The sequence below is a fragment of the Salinibacterium sp. NYA9b genome, from assembly GCF_976973725.1.
The window spans coordinates 898965-918386 of the sequence record NZ_OZ333476.1; the positions used below are offsets into that span (position 1 = coordinate 898965).

At 60.3% G+C, this 19422-nt stretch carries 19 protein-coding genes and 1 tRNA gene; 15 read left to right on the top strand and 5 right to left on the bottom strand.

Annotated elements, in window-relative coordinates; genetic code table 11:
• Position 1: 1 nt before the first annotated feature.
• Positions 2 to 1255 carry a nicotinate phosphoribosyltransferase gene (locus ACWFSR_RS04270; protein ID WP_197110549.1) on the bottom strand — a complete coding sequence of 418 codons (1254 nt, stop codon included), beginning with the start codon at positions 1253 to 1255 and terminating at the stop codon, positions 2 to 4.
• Positions 1256 to 1366: 111 nt separating this feature from the next.
• On the opposite strand from ACWFSR_RS04270, the gene murI reads away from it, so the two are divergent.
• The 4 genes from murI (at position 1367) to ACWFSR_RS04290 (ending at position 4280) form a co-directional block, all read left to right on the top strand.
• Positions 1367 to 2203 (top strand): glutamate racemase, encoded by an 837-nt coding sequence (gene murI, locus ACWFSR_RS04275; RefSeq protein ID WP_197110229.1) that lies wholly within the window; start codon positions 1367 to 1369, stop codon positions 2201 to 2203.
• A gap of 75 nt (positions 2204 to 2278) precedes the next feature.
• Entirely contained in the window at positions 2279 to 3028 is a 750-nt protein-coding gene (gene rph / locus ACWFSR_RS04280) for a ribonuclease PH (protein ID WP_447523143.1), read from the top strand.
• Positions 3029 to 3030: 2 nt separating this feature from the next.
• The gene (gene rdgB / locus ACWFSR_RS04285) at positions 3031 to 3660 is read left to right on the top strand and encodes an RdgB/HAM1 family non-canonical purine NTP pyrophosphatase (RefSeq protein WP_447523144.1); all 630 of its coding nucleotides are present in this window, start codon (positions 3031 to 3033) and stop codon (positions 3658 to 3660) included.
• Between the two features lie 74 nt (positions 3661 to 3734).
• Positions 3735 to 4280: a HEAT repeat domain-containing protein gene (locus ACWFSR_RS04290; protein WP_197107285.1), complete on the top strand. Its 546-nt coding sequence runs from the start codon at positions 3735 to 3737 to the stop codon at positions 4278 to 4280.
• Positions 4281 to 4291: 11 nt separating this feature from the next.
• Here ACWFSR_RS04290 and ACWFSR_RS04295 read toward each other — a convergent pair whose 3' ends face one another.
• The gene (locus ACWFSR_RS04295; RefSeq protein ID WP_197107284.1) at positions 4292 to 5029 is read right to left on the bottom strand and encodes a DedA family protein; all 738 of its coding nucleotides are present in this window, start codon (positions 5027 to 5029) and stop codon (positions 4292 to 4294) included.
• 167 nt (positions 5030 to 5196) lie between these two features.
• Between ACWFSR_RS04295 and ACWFSR_RS04300 the strand changes: the two genes are divergently transcribed.
• The 10 genes from ACWFSR_RS04300 to ACWFSR_RS04345 all read left to right on the top strand — a co-directional run bounded on the left by ACWFSR_RS04300 (position 5197) and on the right by ACWFSR_RS04345 (position 16111).
• Positions 5197 to 5586: a winged helix-turn-helix transcriptional regulator gene (locus ACWFSR_RS04300; protein WP_447523145.1), complete on the top strand. Its 390-nt coding sequence runs from the start codon at positions 5197 to 5199 to the stop codon at positions 5584 to 5586.
• Positions 5587 to 5685: 99 nt separating this feature from the next.
• Entirely contained in the window at positions 5686 to 6735 is a 1050-nt protein-coding gene (locus tag ACWFSR_RS04305; RefSeq protein WP_447523146.1) for a zinc-binding alcohol dehydrogenase family protein, read from the top strand.
• A 338-nt stretch (positions 6736 to 7073) separates the two neighbouring features.
• Positions 7074 to 8114, top strand: coding sequence for a substrate-binding domain-containing protein (locus ACWFSR_RS04310; protein ID WP_447523147.1), 1041 nt, complete (start codon positions 7074 to 7076; stop codon positions 8112 to 8114).
• 111 nt (positions 8115 to 8225) lie between these two features.
• Positions 8226 to 9722: a sugar ABC transporter ATP-binding protein gene (locus tag ACWFSR_RS04315; protein ID WP_447523148.1), complete on the top strand. Its 1497-nt coding sequence runs from the start codon at positions 8226 to 8228 to the stop codon at positions 9720 to 9722.
• Positions 9719 to 10768, top strand: a complete 1050-nt coding sequence (locus ACWFSR_RS04320) for an ABC transporter permease (RefSeq protein ID WP_447523149.1) — start codon at positions 9719 to 9721, stop codon at positions 10766 to 10768. Before ACWFSR_RS04315 ends, ACWFSR_RS04320 begins: the two co-directional genes overlap by 4 nt.
• Before the next feature lies 1 nt (position 10769).
• Positions 10770 to 11831 (top strand): ABC transporter permease, encoded by a 1062-nt coding sequence (locus ACWFSR_RS04325; RefSeq protein WP_447523150.1) that lies wholly within the window; start codon positions 10770 to 10772, stop codon positions 11829 to 11831.
• Positions 11828 to 12628 carry a DeoR/GlpR family DNA-binding transcription regulator gene (locus tag ACWFSR_RS04330; RefSeq protein ID WP_447523151.1) on the top strand — a complete coding sequence of 267 codons (801 nt, stop codon included), beginning with the start codon at positions 11828 to 11830 and terminating at the stop codon, positions 12626 to 12628. The genes ACWFSR_RS04325 and ACWFSR_RS04330 overlap by 4 nt, the downstream gene beginning before the upstream one ends.
• Before the next feature lie 66 nt (positions 12629 to 12694).
• Entirely contained in the window at positions 12695 to 13507 is an 813-nt protein-coding gene (locus tag ACWFSR_RS04335) for a BtpA/SgcQ family protein (protein ID WP_447523152.1), read from the top strand.
• A 3-nt stretch (positions 13508 to 13510) separates the two neighbouring features.
• A complete protein-coding gene (locus ACWFSR_RS04340) occupies positions 13511 to 14593 on the top strand; it encodes an aminopeptidase (RefSeq protein ID WP_447523153.1) in 1083 nt (360 codons plus the stop codon).
• 15 nt (positions 14594 to 14608) lie between these two features.
• Positions 14609 to 16111, top strand: a complete 1503-nt coding sequence (locus tag ACWFSR_RS04345) for an FGGY-family carbohydrate kinase (RefSeq protein WP_447523154.1) — start codon at positions 14609 to 14611, stop codon at positions 16109 to 16111.
• A gap of 69 nt (positions 16112 to 16180) precedes the next feature.
• On the opposite strand, the gene ACWFSR_RS04350 is transcribed toward ACWFSR_RS04345, so the two are convergent.
• Positions 16181 to 16262, bottom strand: a tRNA-Leu gene (locus ACWFSR_RS04350).
• A gap of 369 nt (positions 16263 to 16631) precedes the next feature.
• On the opposite strand from ACWFSR_RS04350, the gene ACWFSR_RS04355 reads away from it, so the two are divergent.
• A complete protein-coding gene (locus tag ACWFSR_RS04355; protein ID WP_197107281.1) occupies positions 16632 to 17471 on the top strand; it encodes a TauD/TfdA family dioxygenase in 840 nt (279 codons plus the stop codon).
• Positions 17472 to 17490: 19 nt separating this feature from the next.
• On the opposite strand, the gene ACWFSR_RS04360 is transcribed toward ACWFSR_RS04355, so the two are convergent.
• Positions 17491 to 18336, bottom strand: a complete 846-nt coding sequence (locus tag ACWFSR_RS04360) for a hypothetical protein (protein WP_197107280.1) — start codon at positions 18334 to 18336, stop codon at positions 17491 to 17493.
• 91 nt (positions 18337 to 18427) lie between these two features.
• Positions 18428 to 19384: a DUF2510 domain-containing protein gene (locus tag ACWFSR_RS04365; RefSeq protein WP_447523155.1), complete on the bottom strand. Its 957-nt coding sequence runs from the start codon at positions 19382 to 19384 to the stop codon at positions 18428 to 18430.
• Positions 19385 to 19422: the final 38 nt, after the last annotated feature.

The following is a 19422-nucleotide window of genomic DNA, read 5'->3' on the forward strand; positions in this document are numbered from 1 at the left end:
CCTAGCGGTAGACCGTGGGCAGTACAGGTTCTCCGCGCGACAACCGGAACGCGGTTTGCGGCAGTTCTGACATGGCCGTTTCGCAGTGATCGCGGGCAGCAAGCGTGCCGCCATCACCGACCCACTGGTGATCGGCAATGCCCGCGGTCATGAGCGGAACGTTGAGGTCTCGGCCCTCGACATCCGGGCGTCCTTCGGACTCTTGATAGATAAGTTCCATGGATGCGACGCCATTGTCGAGAGCGCGCACCGCCGCCTTGTGACCGCCAATGGTGGCCTTCGCCGTCGACTTCTTGGCGACGGATACCCATTCGCCCGCATCGTTGTGGTGTGCGACAAGTTTGTAGACCATGCCGGCGGCGGGAAAACCTGAACCGGTGACCACGGAAGTGCCCACGCCGAATGAGTCGACAGGGGCGGCGCGCAACGCTGCGATCGCGTGTTCGTCGAGGTCGTTCGTCACGGTGATGCGTGTTTTCGTTGCTCCCAGCGAGTCCAGTTGGGCTCGAACGGCAGCGACTTGAACGGCAAGGTCACCAGAGTCGATGCGCACAGCGCCCAATCCGGTTCCGGCGACCTTCACGGCCAGCTCGACCGCAGTCTCGACGTCGTACGTGTCGACCAGGAGGGTTGTCGAAGGCCCGAGGGCGTCGACCTGCGCTTGGAATGCTTCTTCTTCGGAGTCGTGCAGCAGCGTGAACGAGTGCGCTGCGGTTCCCATCGTGGGCACGCCCCAACTGCGCCCTGCCTCAAGGTTGCTCGTTGCGCTGAAGCCGGCGATGTAGGCGGCGCGAGCGGATGCCACGGCAGAGCGTTCTCCAGTGCGGCGTGATCCCATCTCTGCGATGGGTCGCCCGTCGGCGGCAGACACCATGCGCGCAGCAGCGGAGGCGACAGCGGAATCGTAGTTCAGCACGCTTAACGCGAGTGTCTCCAGCAGCACAGCTTCGGCGAAGGAGCCCTCAACGGTGAGCACGGGGGAGCCCGGGAAGTAGGCGTCACCCTCCCGGTAACCACTGATATCGCCGGTGAAACGATAGTTGGCGAGCCAATCGATCGTGGTGGGGCTCACGATCGCGTTGCGCGAAAGGAACCCAAGCTCGTCGTCGCCGAAGCGGAACTGTTCGATGAGTTCGAGAAGGCGTCCGGTTCCGGCAACAACGCCGTAGCGGCGGCTGTCGGGAAGGCGGCGGGCAAACACTTCGAACACACACTGGCGTTCGTGGCGGCCACTGCCGATAGCGGCGTCGAGCATGGTCAGCTCGTATTGGTCTGTTAGCAGAGCGGTACTCACCCGACCAGAGTACGCGACAGTCCTTCAACGCTGTCGGGGAGTGTGCGGGCATCCACCACTACGATTGAAGACGTGACTGATGCACCTATTGGCGTTTTCGACTCTGGAGTCGGTGGCCTCACCGTAGCCCGAGCGATCATTGACCAGTTGCCGCACGAATCGATTCTGTATGTGGGCGACACTCTGCACTCGCCGTACGGCCCCAAGCCGATTGCCGATGTGCGTCGCTATTCGCTCGAAGTAATGGACCGCCTCGTTGACGACGGCGTGAAGTTGCTCGTGATTGCCTGCAACACGGCCTCCGCTGCAATGCTGCGGGATGCCCGCGAGCGGTACACCGAGGCGTACGGCATCGAAGTGGTCGAAGTGATCCAGCCCGCTACGAGGGCGGCAGTGCGTCAGACCCGCAATGGTCGCGTCGGAGTGATTGGCACCGAGGGCACGATCAAGTCGCGGGCCTACGAGGATGCCTTTGCTGCGGCATCCGGCATCGAATTGTTCACGCAGGCCTGCCCCCGTTTCGTCGAGTTCGTAGAAGCCGGCATCACAACCGGGCCAGAAGTTCTTGCTGTTGCCGAAGAGTATTTGGCGCCGCTCAAGGCTGCCGAGATCGACACTCTCGTGCTCGGCTGCACGCACTACCCACACATTTCGGCGGCGATTCAGTATGTGATGGGGCGGGATGTCACACTCGTCTCGAGTGCGGAAGAAACCGCCTACGACGTATACAGCACTCTCGTCGCTCACAACTTGCTGCGCGAATCCACGGCACCCGCTCGTCATGCCTTCGAAGCGACAGGCCCAGACAAACAGGGCTTCACCAGTCTGGCCTCCCGTTTCATGGGACCAAACATTGTGAGCGTCGAAACTTTTGAGACCGGCGCGATCAGCCTGCCACCGCTTTCCTAGCGAGCACCCACCGCTTACGACCACCAGACTTCACCGATAGACCGATAGACCGATAGACCGATAGAGAGTAGAAACATGACCCGTCACGATGGCCGCGAAAACAACGAACTGCGCGAAGTAACAATTGAGCGTGGATGGAGCGACCAGGCTGAGGGTTCAGCACTAATCTCGTTCGGTAAGACCAAGGTGCTGTGCACGGCATCCTTCACCAATGGTGTTCCGCGCTGGATGGCAGGCAAGGGCAAAGGCTGGGTTACGGCCGAGTACTCGATGCTTCCCCGCAGCACGAACAGCCGCATGGACCGCGAAGCCGTCAAGGGCAAGGTCGGCGGACGCACCCACGAAATCTCGCGCCTCATTGGCCGCAGCCTTCGCGCTGTCGTTGACATGAAGGCGCTCGGCGAAAACACAATCGTGATCGACTGCGACGTTCTTCAGGCCGACGGCGGAACCCGCACGGCAGCGATCACGGGTGCGTACATCGCGCTCGCTGACGCCATCGAGTGGGGCCGTGAGAAGAAGTTCATCGGCAAGAACTCGAAGGCTCTCTTCGATTCGCTCGCCGCAGTGAGCGTCGGAATCATCGACGGTGAGCCGATGCTCGACCTCGCCTACGTCGAAGACGTCCGTGCCGAGACCGACATGAACGTTGTTGTCACCGGTCGCGGTCTCTTCGTTGAAGTTCAGGGCACCGCCGAAGGCGCACCCTTCGACCGTAACGAACTCGACTCGCTGCTCGACCTCGCTCTCGCGGGCGGCACGCAGCTCACCGCGATTCAAGCTGCCACTCTCGGCCAGAGCAGCACCACCCTCACTGGCGCGTAGTCGTGCGCATCGTTCTCGCCACCCACAACGCTCACAAAGTTGCTGAGCTGCGCCGCATCCTTGGCCCAGCGCTCGACGGCCTCGAGCTCGTCGCCTACGACGGCCCTGAGCCGGTTGAAGACGGCGACACGTTCCAAGCCAACGCGCTGATCAAAGCGCGGGCCGCCGCTGCCCACACCGGGCTGCCGGCGCTCGCAGACGATTCCGGAATCTGTGTTGATGCGCTGGGCGGTGCCCCCGGCATCCACTCGGCTCGGTATGCGGGAACCCGCAACGACGTCGACAACCTTGAACTTCTGCTGGCCAACATGGTTGGCAGGGATGACCGCGCCGCCCAGTTCGCGTGTGCGGCAGCGTTCGTGGTGCCGGCCGGTGTTGCTGGCACAGCCGACGCTTCTGGTGCCTCCACAGCAGAGGTTCACGAGTTCGTGGAGCTCGCACTCTGGCCGGGCACTGTCGCAACCGAGCGGAGCGGAACTGAAGGGTTCGGCTACGACCCGATTTTCTGTCCGGATGGCCAGCCGGGAACATCCGCCGACCTCACCTCTGACCAGAAGGATGCGCTCAGTCACCGTGCTCAGGCATTCGCCGCGATCATGCCGATCGTGCGCACTCAGCTGCTTGGCAACTAGTCGTCGCCTGCCGATCGTCGGCGAGTATGTGCGCTGCGGTCTCGGCGTCGGGCGCAACAACGTAGGGTTGAGGCGTGTCTGAACATGATGATCCCCACGCAGTAGATCTTGAACTCCCCATCGCAGCCCGCATTACGGCCGCGAGCGAACGCCATGGCGAAGCCGTCATTGTCGAACGTGCCGTCTCTCTTATCGAGGGCAACAACGAGGGCAAAGAGTTCCTGCTGATTGTCGGTGGCGAACATGCTCAGGGCATCCTCGACGGCGCTCCGGTGCTCTACTGGCCTGAGCTGTGGGGAACGCGCGCGCTACTGCACGCCTGGAACGACAGTGCTGCGGATGCCGTACGCGCCGCTCTCAGTAACCAAGCGTGGCGTGTGCGCGAGATGGCGACGCGTGTTGTTGCTACTCGTCGACTCGACGCTCGCGAGCAGCTTGTGGCGCTCCTGACGGACGACACTGCCCGCGTTCGCGCGTCGGCAGCTCGCGCCCTCGGGACGGTCGGTTCGCTCGATGTCGTTGAGACGATCTCCGAGCTCGTAAAAGACGAAGACATTGAGGTCCGTCGCGCTGCTCAGCAGGCCGTGACCGCCATCCGTAAGCGTTCGCCTCAGGAATAGCGGCTTCTGGCCTAGTCGTCGAAGTCTTGGTTGAAGTCTTTCGGGTGCAGGGCTAGCTTTTCTGCTTCGGCATCGTCGAGAGCCTCGGCGCGGCCAGTTTCGCGCGCCTTCTTCGCTTTGTAGGACGAGCGGAAGTAGTGGTACGCCGTCGGTAGCACGGTGAGGGTCACAGCGGCGAGCAGTATCAGGTCGATGTACTCGACGATGAAATCGCTAAGCCAGGGAATGTAGCCGAGCAAGTAGCCGCCGAAGGTGAGCCCAGAGCCCCAGATGAGAGCGCCGATCGCGTTGTAGAGCGAGTACTTGCGGTAGTCCATGTGGCCAACGCCCGCCGCGACCGGTGCGAAAGTGCGCACGATCGGCACGAAGCGCGCCATGATGACGGCGAGACCGCCGAAGCGGGTGAAGAAGGCATTGGTGCGTTTGACATTTTCGACGCTAAAGAGACCTGTCTCTTTGCGTTCAAAGATCTTGGGGCCCACTTTGTGCCCAATGAGATAACCGACCTCACCGCCGAGGAAGGCGGCAAGGCTTATAGCTAAACAGACCCACCAAATGTCATATTCGATGACGCCGGCAAAGGTGAGAACGCCGGTGATGAGAAGCAGAGTATCGCCAGGAAGAAAGAATCCGACGAGGAGCCCGGTCTCGGCAAAGACGATGAAGGCAACGCCCAGCAGCGCGAAGGCCCCAAAACCGGTGATCAGGTTTTGGGGATCGAGCCAAGGGATAAGGGCGGTGCCTACCAAGGGGGTTCTCCAGAATCGTCGGCTAGGTGCGCGTAGTCGGCGACGTTAGCTATGTACGTCACAGAGTAACGCGTGCTGGAGGGGCCTCGCTGTGGGGGATACCCCCGGTTCTGCGTAAAACTGCGTATTCTTGCTTTCCTAAAGAAAGTAACTATCAAGGAGTGGGAATGAGTCTCGAACCCAGCACCAATCATGACCATGTGCACCTGGGTAACGTTTTCTCGGCCACGTGTCCGTGCCGCGATTTGCTGGATGTCGTCGCCAGCAAGTGGTCAGCCCTCGCGATCGGTGCCCTGTTAGGCGGTCGGATGCGCTTCGGTGAGCTTCAGCGTCACCTCGATGGAATTTCGCCGAAGGTGCTCACGAGCACGCTGCGCAAGCTCGAAGACTACGGAATCGTCGATCGCGAAGTCTTTGCCGAGGTTCCTCTTCGCGTGGAATACACCCTGACCCCACTCGGCCACGAAGCCGGTGTTCCTCTCGAGGCATTGCGTGTCTGGGCCGAGTCACAACTCGAGCACGCGCAGCGCACTGAGGCAGCGCGCGCACTCGTCTAGACACTTACCTCGGGGTAACTTGCCTCCCTTGCGGGTCACCACTATGAGCGGTTTAGCGTGGTGGCACACGCCAGCGATCACGCAAAGGACCCCATGAACATGTCAGCTCCCTCCCCTTTCAGCATCGGCTCAGCAGCCCCCGCCGTCATCACCCGCACTGGCGGACCGATTGAGAGCGAGGGAAGCCTGATCGACGCAGAACTGACCGTTGACGCACCAACCGGCCACGACATCCTCGTGGAAGTTGCTGCAGTTTCGGTCAACCCCGTTGATGTGAAAGTGCGGGCTGGCGGAGAAGTAGCCGATCGTGTTCTCGGCTGGGATGCCTCCGGTGTTGTTGCCGCCGTCGGCCCCGACGTGACACTCTTCCAGCCGGGCGATGAGGTTTGGTACGCCGGCGACATCACTCGCCCCGGAACCTATTCGCGGATGCACCTGGTCGATGAGCGCATCGTCGGACGCAAGCCGTCGAGCCTGAGCCACGCTGAAGCGGCAGCAATGCCGCTGACGACCATCACCGCCTACGAGGCGCTCTTTCACAAGCTCAAGCTCACGAGCGCCAGCACGGGCACTCTGCTCGTTCTGGGAGCCGCTGGGGGAGTGGGGTCGATCCTCATTCAACTCGCCAAGGAACTGACCGGCGTGCGCGTGATCGCCACGGCGTCGCGCGACGAAACCCGAGCCTGGGTCACCGAAATGGGGGCGGATGCTGTGGTCAACCACTGTGGCGACCTCGCGGCCAACGTCGCCGACGTTGCACCAGAGGGCGTGGACTGGGTCTTCACGTCGCAGACCGGAAAGAACCTGCCCGCGATCGTGGAACTGCTCAAGCCGTTCGGCGAGATCGTGGCCATCGACGACGAGGCCGGGCTCGACCTGCTGTCGCTCAAGGCAAAGGCGCTCAGCTGGCACTGGGAACTCATGTTCACTCGATCAGCCCAGCACACCGCCGACATGGTGCTGCAGCACGAACTGCTGGGCGAAGTCGCCGATCTGGTGGATGCCGGACGGATCCGCACGACGCTCACGCACACGTTCAGCCCGCTCAACGCAGAACAGCTGCGGGCCGCGCACGCACTCGTGGAAACCGGCGGAGCCATCGGCAAGACCGTCGTGACATCAGAAGGTTCATCTGCCGTGTCGGCGTGATCCTGCGACACGCCGCTCAACGATTCTGGATGCGAGTTCGAAGAAACTTTTTTCACAGAAACTCGCCACGTCCTGACCCACCTCATTCTTGTGCGTTTGTGTGCGAACTGTTCGATTCGACGAGTTCTGATACGTCGGGGTCATTCCACCGTAACGTCGCCGAAATATAGGCCAGAAATCGGGGATCTGCAGTCAATTTCGTGGTTCGTCGACCGGTGAAATCCGCTGCTACGGTTGTGCGAATTCGAGCTGGAGCGACACGCAGGATGTACGAACGAACATTCGCTCAGTTTCGAAAGGTTTCTCCCACCAGCCATCGAAATCAAGGAGTGTCACCTATGCGCACCACACGAGTAACGGCAGCATTTGCTGCCCTAGCCGTCACTATCTCCCTCGCCGCCTGCACAACAACCACGGTTCCTGAGGCAGACGGAACCGACATCGAATGGGTTGGAGCAGGCAAGGAAGTCTCAGAACTGGTCTTCGCCACGAATGTTAAATCGATGGGATTTGACTGGTTCAAGCGCATGGAGATTGGTGTGTTGCAGTTCGGCACTGACACTGGCGTGACCGCTTTTGAACAAGGGCCATCGACGGCAGATCCTGCGTTACAGGTGCAGGTCGCTCAGGATCAGCTCGCACAGGGAATCGACGCACTCATCGTTGTCCCCACTGAGGTCGCCTCGATGGAACCTGTTATGAAACAGGCGATGGCTGAAGGTGTCGTTGTCGTGACTCACGAAGCATCCAACGTAGAAAATGCTGTCTACAACGTCGAAGCTTTTGACAACACCGCCTATGGCGAGCACCTCATGGACGAGCTCGCGGCACTCTCTGGCGAGACCGGGGACTTTGCCGTCTTCGTCGGGAGCCTCGATTCGACCGCACAAAACGAATGGATGGATGCCGCTATCGCGCACGGCGAGGCTAATTACCCCGACATGAAACTTGTTGGTGACCGCCAGGTGACTGGATCGGATCAGAACACGTCGTACGCGCAGATGAAGCAGCTCATCGCGACGTACCCGAACCTCAAGGGCATTATTGGCGGCGACGCGCTTGATGTCGTCGGTGCTGGGCAAGCGGTTGAAGAAGCAGGCTTGCAGGACGCGGTATCAGTGCTCGGAACCAGCATCGTTTCGTACGCTGGTGACCTCCTGAAGACCGGGGCGATCGACCTCGTGACCACCTGGGATCCTGCAGACGCTGGCTACGCCGCAAACAAGGTCGCACTCATGGTGCTGCAGGGCGAGGAAATCGCCGAAGGCACCGACCTCGGTGTTGCTGGCTTTGAATCGATCACGCTTGACGGCAAGGTCATCACGGGCAGCGCCTGGGTCAATATCACTGCGGAGAACATGGCTGACTACAACTTCTAGTCTGCAGCGCGGCACACACTCAAGCGCCGCGAGAAGTTGCTCGCAACCAAGTGCAGCCCTGCCCGCTGGCCCATCTCCAGCGGGCAGGGCCCACCATCGAAAGGACACACCGTGAACGAGACGATCGTGAGCATGACCGGGATTGGTAAGGATTTTGCCGGGGTCACCGCTCTCCACGATGTCGACTTGGAGATAGGCGCAGGAGAAATCTGCTGTCTCGTTGGCGAAAACGGATCAGGAAAGTCCACTCTTATTAAGATCCTCGCTGGGGTGCACGCACCCAGTGCTGGCGAGTTCGTCATTGGTGGGGTGAACCGTACCTCTTATCGCCCGACAGATGCTCTCAAGGCAGGCATCCAAGTGATCTATCAAGACTTTTCTCTCTACCCAAATCTCAGCGTTGCGGAGAACATCGCCTTCGCTTCCCAAGTCGCAGGTCGGATCGGTCGCTTCGATCGCAAGCGCGTGAATGCCATCGCGAGCGCAGTGCTTCGTCGGATCAGGATCGACCTCGATCTCGAAGCTTTAGCCGGCGACCTGCCGATGGTCGACCGGCAGCTTGTCGCAATCGCCGCAGCTCTCGTCACCGATGCCAAGCTCATCGTGATGGATGAACCGACCACTGCCTTGTCGCAGCGAGAGGTGGTGGCGCTCCTTGACGTTGTCAAGGGGCTCAAGGCAGAAGGCATCTCGACCCTCTTCGTTAGCCACAAACTTGACGAAGTCGCCGAGATTTCTGATCACACCGTTGTCCTTCGAAATGGTACGAAGGTTGCGGATGCCGCAGCAGATTCGTTCGACCGATCGGCGCTGGTCACCGCGATGACGGGGCGCGCGATCGAATACGGTCACAACATTGCTGCACCGGTTGCGGATGACAGCCCCATGCTGCTTCAGCTCGATTCAGCTTCGCGCTCTGGCTGCTACAGCGACGTAAATCTATCGCTCAAGGCTGGGGAGATCGTCGGTGTCACCGGTCTTCTTGGTTCTGGACGCGATACCCTCGCGCTCTCGCTCTTTGGAATGCTTCCGCCAACAAGCGGCGTCGTCCTCATTAACGACAAGCCAGTGGAACTGAACTCAGTTCAGGACGCCATCGCCCACGGCATCGGTTTCGTCCCGGAGGATCGTTTGACCGAGGGGTTGTTTCTTGAGCACTCGATAAAAGACAACATCGTCATTCGGACGGTAGGCGATTTAGGCAACAGATTTGGTCTGCTCGATGTGAAAGCGGCGCTGAAACTCGCCGTCGATTGGGTGGCAAACCTCGCCATCAAGGCACCAACGGTGACCCAGGCGGTGTCCACACTGTCTGGTGGGAATCAGCAGCGGGTTGTTCTCGCTAAGTGGTTGTCGGCCAAGCCACAAATTCTGGTCCTTAACGGACCAACAGTCGGCGTAGACATTGGCTCGAAGGCTCAAATTCTCGACTTGCTACGTGACCTAGCGGGCAACGGGATGGGCATCGTCGTTATTTCGGATGACATTCCTGAACTGCTCGATGTGTGTCACCGCATCTTGCTCATGCGTGGAGGACAAGTGACCGACACTTTCGCTCGAAAAGACATCACCGAACAGGAACTCAACACTTTGCTGGTGGCATCGTGAGCGCCGTAGCCGAGAAGACAACGCCCGTCGTTCGCTCTCGCAGCGTCGCGAAACGACTTCTCCGCTCCAACGAATTCACTATTGCTGCGGCGATTATCGCGGTGAGCGTCATCATCACAGCAATCAACCCGGCCTTCTTGTCGGTGTCGAACATTTTCGATCTGCTCCGATTGCTCACTGTCACCGGAATCCTGTCTCTTGGCGTCTTACTTGTCATGATTTCCGGTGGTGTGGATGTTTCGTTCCCGGCCATTGCAAACGTATCGAGTTTCGCCGCGGCTACCATTCTTGTCGCCGCCCAGTTCGACGGGAGCGGCATTATTTTCTACTTGGTCGCCGCCCCGATCGGCATTGCCTTTGGGTTATTCAACGGTTTCTTTGTCGCAAGATTCCAGGTGCCAACGCTCATCGTGACATTGGGAACCTCGAGCCTGTTCTACGGTGGTGCCCTCTTCTTTCTCGGAGGTCAGTCGATTTTTGCCCTCCCGGCGGGAACCATCGAGTTTTCGCAGGCGAGCCTGCTCACTGTGCCGAACCCCAACGGCGCAGGAACCACGAGCCTGCATCCGGCGGTAGTGATCTTGGTGGTTCTCGCCGTGCTGGTTTGGCTCCTCCTCAACCACACGACGCTCGGTCGTCAGATCTACGCGCTTGGCGGTAACGCGACGGTCGCGGAACGCTCGGGGGTCGATGTGCGCAGGGTTCACTACTTCATCTACGCGACCGTCGGTGGACTTGCTTCCATCGCTGGTGTCACGTTTGCGACTCTATATCGCAACGCGAATCCGGTCGGGCTACAAGGATCGGAGCTTGCTGTCATCGCTGCGGTCGTGCTTGGTGGCGCGCTCATTACTGGTGGCCGCGGCACCGTCGTCGGGGCCCTGCTTGGAGTCCTGCTTATTGGAATCGTGCAGAACTCACTCGTTCTCGTCGGTCTCCCCGCGACGTGGCAGCAGGTCGCCGTGGGGGTCGTTCTCATCATCGGCACCGGGGTGCCGGCGTTGCGGGCTCTCCGTCAGCGTCGCGCCGCAACTGGAGGTTCCTGACATGTCCACATTCGCTACTTTTGGAACGCGCGCGATTTCGACCATCTGGCCGGCAGACCGTCACATTCGGCTCCTGATCGGGTTTGTCCTCGGAATTCTTGTGTTGCTCTCCGCGCTCAAAGCGGACACCTTCCTGAGCTCCCGTAATTTCACGTCGATGGCGCTGCAGATCTCAGATCTCGGCATTCTGGCACTCGCCATGATGCTCGCGATGGTGATCGGAGGCATTGACCTATCGGTAAGTGCGGTCGCGAACCTCTCGGCTATCGCAGCCGCGATTGCGATGGCGCCAATCCAGGCGACGTCTGGCCCCGGTGCGCTTGCTGTCGGCATCACCGTCGCGCTGCTGGTGGGACTCCTGTGCGGCATCGTCAACGGTGTACTAATCGGATATCTCGGTGTTCCGGCGATTCTGGCAACGCTGGCGACGCTCACCCTTTTCGGCGGAATTGCGACGGTGTTGAGTAACGGAGTCTCGCTGTATGGGTTCCCGACCGAGCTGTCCGGAATCGGCAGCGCATCGATCGCCTATATCCCCGTGCCGGCGCTCATCCTTGCCGCTGTCATTGTCGCTGTCTGGGTTCTTCTTAATCGCACACCGATGGGCACCACTATGTACTTGCTCGGTGCCAACCCGCGGGCATCGCTGTTCTCGGGTGTACGAAACGGTCGTGTCGTTCTCATCACGCACATCATCTGCAGCATGCTCGCCGCACTCGCTGGCATCGTCGTAATGGCCCGGACTGACGCGGCGAACCCCAATTACGGATCGAGCTACGTCCTCGTCACGATCCTGATCGTGGTACTCGGCGGCGTCGCAGTGACCGGTGGTTCAGGCAGAGTCAGCGGTGTGGTTCTGGCTCTCATCGCGCTTCAAATGCTCTCGACCGGTCTCAACATGTTGCTGGTCGGGCTTGGCGACAGCAACTTCTTCCGAGACTTTGCTTGGGGAGCATTGCTGCTCGTTGTAGTCACAATTCAGACGATGTCGCGGCGAGGCAAGAAGAAGCAAACGCCGACTCCTGAATCACTCACCACGCGCCCAATGAGGGCTGTCTCGTGAAGTTGAATCGCAGAAGGTCTGAATTGCTCCAAGCGCTTGAGGAGCGCGGTTCCGTATCGGTGGTGGACGCCGCTGAAAGGTTCCACGTGTCGCCCATGACCGTGCGTCGGGACCTTCTCGAACTTGAGAAAGCGGGACTTGCTCGTCGTGTGCACGGAGGTGCCGTCATCGGGAGAGGACGGAGCTTCGAGCCGCCATACCTCGTGCGCGCCAACGAGGCATCTGAGGCAAAGTCGCGTATCGCGCGCACCGCTGCCGCTCTCATCGCCGAGAGCGACTCGATCGCCATCGACACGGGATCCACGGCTCTTGGGGTGGCGCGAATGCTCACCGGTCGCCGAAATATTACGGTTGTCACTCCGTCGATGCGCGCAGCGCAGGCGCTGTCTGAGAACCCGGAACTGCGGGTAGTGCTTACAGGAGGCATGCTGCGCACAGGGGAGGGCTCTCTCACCGGCGATTTCGCGACCCGCGCCTTCCAAGATCTCTCGGTCGATCGCCTCATTCTCGCGGCCGCCGGTATCGATGCGAGCTTCGGTCTCTCCGACTACAACTGGGACGACGTGCTCGTCAAACAATCGATGGTTGGTTCGGCTAAGGAGGTGATCGTCGTCGCAGATTCGAGCAAATTTGGCAGGGTCGCCTTCGCGCGGATCGCGGGACTCGACATCATCGACAAGCTCGTCACGGATGTAGCCCCTACGGGGGAACTTGCCGAGCAACTGAGACTCTCCGGTGTCAAAGTCATCATCGCGGAGGCAGCCGTCCTCGCCACTGAGGCTGGATCAGCCACGTAACACTTTCCGGCCGGTATCGCCGCGCCAATAATTCGCTCAATTAGCACCAGAAAGAGGAAGTACAACATGAACTGGATCCAGGACGTTTACGGGACGCACAAGCCCGTGGTTGCAATGTGCCACCTGCTCGCGATGCCCGGTGACCCCGGCTACGACGCTGACGGCGGTGTAGAGAAAGTTCTCGAAGCGGCTCGCCGCGACCTCCACGCGCTGCAGAATGGTGGGGTCGATGCGATTATGTTCTCCAATGAAGCGAGCCTTCCGTACCTTCTGAAGGCCCATCCGATTACCACAGCAACAATGGCTCGCGTCATTGGCGAGCTGAAGAGCGAGATCACCGTGCCCTATGGGGTCAACGTGCTGTGGGATCCGACCGCGAGCATTGACCTTGCCGTCGCAACCGGTGGCCAATTTGTTCGCGAAATATTCAGTGGTGTCTATGCGAGCGACTACGGAATGTGGAACACCAACAGCGGTGAAGTCGCTCGCCATCGCCGCGAGGTTGACGGCATGGGCGTTCGTCTGATGTACAACATTGTTCCGGAGTCTGCTGTGTACCTCGCCGATCGTGATATCGCCTCGGTCGCACGCTCGACAGTCTTCAACTGCGGTCCTGACGTGCTGTGCGTTTCGGGCCTCACCGCAGGTGCGACAACTGATTCCGCGATCCTGAAGACCGTAAAGGACGCCGTGCCAGAGACGCCAGTTTTCGCCAACACCGGTGTCAACGTCTCGACTGTTGCCAGTCAACTCGCGATCGCCGACGGTGCCGTTATCGGGACTGCGTTCAAGCGTGACGGCTACATTTGGAACGAGGCCAGTGAGGAGCGAGTCGTTGCCCTAATGACCGCAGCCCGCGAGTTCCGCGGAGAGAAGTAGCGCATGGCTGGTTTGGAGGGCGACCCTCGCTGGGCCGAGCTTGGTGCGATCCTCGTGAATTACTCGACCAAGGTGCAGCCGGGCGAGCGGGTCATGATTGCCATGGGCGAGATCGGCTCATTTCCTCTCGCCCGTGGTGTGTTCGACGCGGTGATCAAGGCGGGAGGATTACCACAGGTGCAATTCCTGTCCGAGCAGACTCGCCACTCCGTTCTCGAACACGGCTCCGACGAGCAACTAGCGTGGGTCCCCGAGATTGAGGCATACGGAATGGACTGGGCGGATGTCTACATCGCCCTTCGTGGCGGTTTCGATATCTCGATCCACGATTCGATTCCCGCGAGCCGACTCGCCGTCAATCAAGCAGCGCAGGGCAAAGTCTCGGCTCTTCGGTGGCAAAATACCCGTTGGTCTCTCGTGAGAATACCGGATGAGCATTTTGCGGCCCAAGCCGGGTGTTCCCTTGAAGAGCTCACCGAAATGTTTTTTCGTTCCAGCCTGCTCGACTGGGCAGCAGAGGTGTCGGTATGGCAGAGCTGGGCTGACACTCTTGACGGTGCGAAGACAGTGCGAATTCTCGGCACCGGAACCGACCTCAGTTTTTCGGTCGAGGGTCGAAAGTGGATCGCGTCTCCTGGCTTCATCAACATGCCAGATGGTGAGATCATGACCGCTCCTGTCACCGGAACCGAGCACGGCACCATTTGGTTTGAAAATCCCGCAGTGCTCGGTGGGCGACTCGTTCGCGACCTCCGACTCACTTGGGAACACGGAACCCTCGTCTCTGCAACGTCGTCAACGGAACAGGAGTTCCTTTCCACAATCCTCGCGTCGGACGCTGGGGCAACGGCGATTGGTGAATTCGCGATCGGAACGAATCAGTGGATCGATCGCTTCAGCAACGACATCCTGCTCGACGAGAAAATTGGCGGAACCTGCCACATCGCACTCGGTCGCGCTTATCCCGAATGCGGCGGCACGAATGAGTCATCGATCCATTGGGACATCGTCAAGGACATCCGCGCAACCGGATCGGTGCGGGTCGACGGCCGAACGGTTGTTGAGCATGGCACCTACAGCTTCTAATTCGGTGGACAACTGATGCGAATGTTGCTGGGCATCGATGTCGGAACGGCCTCCTCAAAGGGCGTTCTGACGGACGAATCTGGCCGAATTGTGGCAACAGCGAGTGTGCCGCATGGCGTCGATACGCCTCGACCCGGTCACTTCGAACAGGACGCGGATGCGGTGTGGTGGGGCGACCTCGTAGCGCTGTGTCAGGAACTCATCGTCGGAATCGATCCCGGCGACATCGTGGGGATGGCGGTGAGCGCGATAGGGCCGTGTGTGCTGCCGCTTGACGCTGATGACCAACCGCTTCGTCCCGGAATTCTCTATGGAATCGACTCGCGGGCGGTTGTCGAATGCCGGGAGTTGGAAGCTTCTCTCTCAGTGCAAGGTCTCGACGTCTCGCTCACGTCGCAGTCCGTTGTGCCGAAGCTACTGTGGCTGCAGAAGAACGAGCCAGAGGTGTGGGCCGCTACACGATCAATCGTTGGTGCGGAAGCGTATCTTGTGCTCCGTCTGACAGGTCAGCGCACCCTAGACAGCTATCTGTCCACAAACTATTCGCCGCTGGTTTCTGCAGACGGTAGATCGTGGCTTCCGGGGTTCGAGAGCATCTGCCCTGCCGATCTCTTACCGCGATTGGTGTGGAGCACCGATGTAGTCGGATCAATAACTGCGGATGCAGCGCTGCGCACGGGGTTGGCTGTGGGAACGCCGGTGGTCGCCGGCACAGCGGATGCCGCGGCTGAAGCAACAAGCGCTGGACTCGCGGCCCCCGGCGATCTCATGCTGATGTACGGGTCGACAGGATTCTTCATCTTGCAATGCGAATCAGTTCCCAGCACGACGAGTTTCTGGCCGGGCCATTTCCTGGAGGAGGGCACATTCTCACTAGCAGGCGGAACGAACAATCTCGGTAACGTTACAGCCTGGTTCCGTGACGAGTTCGGGTCTGCGGAAGTCGCGGAAGAGCAGAATGCTGGCATACCTTCCTTCGCGGCTTTGGCGGAACTGGCCGCAGGCTCAACCCCGGGAGCGCACGGAATAATTGCGTTGCCCTACCTTTCGGGGGAGCGCACCCCGATCGACGATCCGCTAGCACGCGGCGTCATTTTTGGGCTCACCCTTCAGCACACGCGTGGCGATATTTACCGTGCGCTGCTAGAGGGAATCGCGTTTAGTATTCGCGAGAACCTTGACAAGATGGCTGCGGAAGGGTATACGGCCTCCCGCGTGCTTGCGGTCGGTGGCGGAGCACAAAACGAGCTATTGCTTCAGATCGTCTCAGATGTCACGGGGCGCGCCCAAAGCGTGCCAGACGAAACAATCGGTGCTTCCCTCGGCGATGCGCTTCGCGCCGGTGTTGGAGTCGGAGTCTTCGCTTCACTGGCGGACGCTGCGGAGACCGTGAGGTACAGCCACACTGTTGCGCCCAACCATTCACTCGCGGAAACCTATGACGCAGCCTATGAGCGATATCGACGCCTTTATGTGACAACCCGCAATCTCGCTCATGACCTCGCTGGTGGCCGGTGAGCTAGTTATCACAGCTCATCGAGCCGTAACTGGTTGCAGCGCATCGGAAAAATTCCCAAAATCACGTTGTGCGGAAGGCGGGACTTGAACCCGCACGCTCGAAAGCACAGGAACCTAAATCCTGCGTGTATACCAATTTCACCACTCCCGCTGGCCGGATTATCTTATCGCGACTGGAGCGGTTGTGTTTGCGCCTATGGGATTGCTTCAACTTTGCTGTGCACGGCCCCGTCGGCCCCGCCATCCTCGTGTTTTTGGAGGTGGAGGGTGTAATTTATGAAGTGTCTTCCCTATGGAGACGATGTCCGCGATTGCGCCTTCCAAGAGCCCTGTGAGCCACAGCTAGCGCATCGCACGAAGCAAGGAGAGCGACATTACCGTTCACGAGCTCCAATCGAGCCTGTTCACCCTCGACTCGGCCACTGCCGAAGCGATCCGTACCGCTGCCGAGCGCATTACTGCGCACCCTAATGAGAACCCGGATGACTTCGGTCGCCAAGCTCTCGCTGCAGCGTTCAGTTTGCCTGAAGAGGTCCGTGCGGCTGTTTTGAATTTTGCTGAGGTCGGCTCCGAAGCCGGCATCATGGTTGTGCGTGGCCTGTATGTCGACGAAGACCTTACAGATACTCCGCTCGACAACAAGAGCGGTCTGGGCGCCGCCACCATCTTCGCGAAAGAAATGGGCATGCTTGCTCACCTCCTCGGCAGCATGGTTGCCTACGAGGCTGAGGGCAACGGCCACCTCATTCAAGACATGGTCCCCAACCCGAAGCTTGCTGTAACTCAGCAGTCGCAGGGCTCGAAGGTCGAGCTCGAAGCTCACACCGAGCAGTGCTTCTCTGACTTCAAGCCTGACTATGTGATCCTCGGTGCCCTTCGCGGTGACGAGAACGCCAAGACGTATGCATTCTCGGGTCGCAAGCTTGTTGCCCAGATGACTCCTGAAGAGGTTGCCAAGCTGCGCCAGCCGCTGTGGGCAACCACGATCGACGAGTCGTTCCAGCCATACATTCCTCGCCCGGATGCCGTTCGTGGTCCGTTCCCGATCATCACCGGTCCAGAGGACGACCCGTACATCCTCGTTGACCAAGACCTCATGCACGGCATCACCGCTGAAGCTCAGCGTCTGCTCGGCAAGGTCGTCGAGACCTACATTGAGCACCGCGACGCGCACGTGCTGCAGCCGGGCGACCTGCTGATGCTCGACAACCTGCGCGCCATGCATGGTCGTTCGATGTACGCCCCTCGCTTCGATGGCAAAGACCGCTTCATTGCGCGTGGCTTCGTCGTGCGCGACCGTCGCAAGCTCTGGCCTCAGCTGCTCGAAGACCGCCGCACCCTCGCTGCGGTTCACAGCTAAGAGGCTCAGCGCAAGCTAGCTAGTTCGTAACGACGCGGGTCGTCTGCTCCGGCAGGCGGCCCGCGTTTGTGCGTTTGGGGGTGATGGCGAGGAAGAGCGCGGCAACGGCGAGCAGCTGCCCGAGAATGCTGAGCAGCATGCCGGGGCTCGCGGCATCACCGCCACTGACGAAGAAGGTATCGGCCAGCCCCATGCCCATCGAGAAGCCGGCGAACCAGTGGAAGAAGATCGCCACGCTCAGAATTACGCAACTAAGGATGAGCATCCCGCGCACGGTGATGATATTCGCGAAAGTGGGCAACGCCGTGAGGCCCGCGAAAGCGAGTGCGACGAGGGGCCAGAAAATGGCCCAAATCCAAGGGAACGGGTCGGGCCCGAGTTCTCCCGCCGCAGTCATGGCTGCGTAGATCTCGTCAAGCGTGAGCCCGGGAGCTTTGGTCAGCGGATTCCAGATAAAGATATTCAGTATTCCGATCGTGACTACGGCCATCATCGCCACGACGGTACCGGTGCTGATCGACAATCGCGTTCGACGTGAGAGCGGCGCGGTCGCCGGCGGATCGAGAGTGTAGCGGCGGTCGCCGGCCGTCTCCGCGGTGGTCTCTCGCGCAGGCTGTGAACGAGCGCTCCATCCGGCTTTGATCGCGAACCCCGTCATGACCACGGCGAATGCGAGCAGCACGATCGCAAAAACTCCGACCGCGGCGCCAACGACGGTGACTAAGACGGGAAACTCTGCCGGAGCTGTGCCGACTGCGCCGTAGGCGCCGAAGAAGAACTGATTAGCGCCCAGAAGTCCAGCGCTGAGATAGGCGGCGGTAGCCCACCGCGCGAAATGGGACGCGGGCGACGAAAACGGAGTCATGCCGACACTCTAAGCCAGCGGCATCCGAAATCAAGGATTATTCAGTCGAGGGGTGAGCCGGGCAATATGCCCACCCTCTCGGCTGAGATCGTTAGCGCTTGTGGCGTCCGCGGAGTCGTGCGAAGAGGCCCTGAGGTGCCGGCGCTGGTGCCGGAGTGTCAGTTTCGTCTTCGCTGGCACCGGGAAGGATGCGCAGGATGTTCATGAGGCTCAGCGCCGCAAGGAGTGCGTGTGCTGCAGTGGGCAACGTCTCGGCAATCGCCGAAAGTTCCTTCGCCGACAGCGGTGCATGGCTCAGGATCGAGGTCATGCGCAGCTGGTCAGCATCGTGCGGAAGGTTGGTGATATTCGGCCAGCGACGCAGACGGTAGCGGGCACCATCGACGAGCCACGGTGCGGGAGTGTGAGCGTAACCGGTGTTGCCGATCATCCACAGCAGCGGGTTGAGGTCAAAACCGGCACCCGTGGGCATAATCACTTCTTCGCGGATGTGGCTACGCACGTTGATGCTGACCGGGTGCGTCGGGAAGTCGGTGATTTCAGCTTTCCACCAGTAGGCGCGCTCGTTCACATCGATGACGAGCATTGGGAAGCTGGATGAGGTGATCGCCAAAACGGTTGGTTGCGCGCTGCTCGAGGCGATCTTGATTGCTTCAGCAACCTGCGCCCACTCTGAAACGAGAATCGATGGATCGAAGTCGTCGCTGGAGGGCTCGCCCATGAAGCCGACAGTCGGGTCGCCGGCGGTAGCCGAGTCAACGGCCTGTTCGGGCATGGGGGCTTCGAGCTGGCGGAGCGTGCTCGCCAAGGTCGGCTCCGGTGTCGTTTCGCGGCCGATCGGCGTCGTCGCGGTGGCGGGCTGGACGTGATCGTCGAGCTCGTCGTCGGTGGGGTCGGCGAAGTCGACATCGACCAGCTGGTGCACGAGCGGTGCGCGTGCTCCAGAGATCTGGTCAGTCCAGGTGTGGTTATCCCACCAGCGCAGCTGGGGGAGGCCAAGCGGGTCGGGGTACCAGCCGGCGGGGATGTTGGTTGCGTATGTAGTCATCTTCACGCCTCCTGCGTGAATTGGTGTGCGGTGCCGAG

Coding starts and splice junctions, on each gene's coding strand:
- ACWFSR_RS04270 (WP_197110549.1), bottom strand. CDS start 1,255: ATGCTCGACGCCGCTATCGGCAGTGGCCGCCACGAACGCCAGTGTGTG.
- rph (WP_447523143.1), top strand. CDS start 2,279: ATGACCCGTCACGATGGCCGCGAAAACAACGAACTGCGCGAAGTAACA.
- ACWFSR_RS04300 (WP_447523145.1), top strand. CDS start 5,197: ATGAGTCTCGAACCCAGCACCAATCATGACCATGTGCACCTGGGTAAC.
- ACWFSR_RS04305 (WP_447523146.1), top strand. CDS start 5,686: ATGTCAGCTCCCTCCCCTTTCAGCATCGGCTCAGCAGCCCCCGCCGTC.
- ACWFSR_RS04310 (WP_447523147.1), top strand. CDS start 7,074: ATGCGCACCACACGAGTAACGGCAGCATTTGCTGCCCTAGCCGTCACT.
- ACWFSR_RS04325 (WP_447523150.1), top strand. CDS start 10,770: ATGTCCACATTCGCTACTTTTGGAACGCGCGCGATTTCGACCATCTGG.
- ACWFSR_RS04335 (WP_447523152.1), top strand. CDS start 12,695: ATGAACTGGATCCAGGACGTTTACGGGACGCACAAGCCCGTGGTTGCA.
- ACWFSR_RS04340 (WP_447523153.1), top strand. CDS start 13,511: ATGGCTGGTTTGGAGGGCGACCCTCGCTGGGCCGAGCTTGGTGCGATC.
- ACWFSR_RS04345 (WP_447523154.1), top strand. CDS start 14,609: ATGCGAATGTTGCTGGGCATCGATGTCGGAACGGCCTCCTCAAAGGGC.
- ACWFSR_RS04360 (WP_197107280.1), bottom strand. CDS start 18,336: ATGACTCCGTTTTCGTCGCCCGCGTCCCATTTCGCGCGGTGGGCTACC.
- ACWFSR_RS04365 (WP_447523155.1), bottom strand. CDS start 19,384: ATGACTACATACGCAACCAACATCCCCGCCGGCTGGTACCCCGACCCG.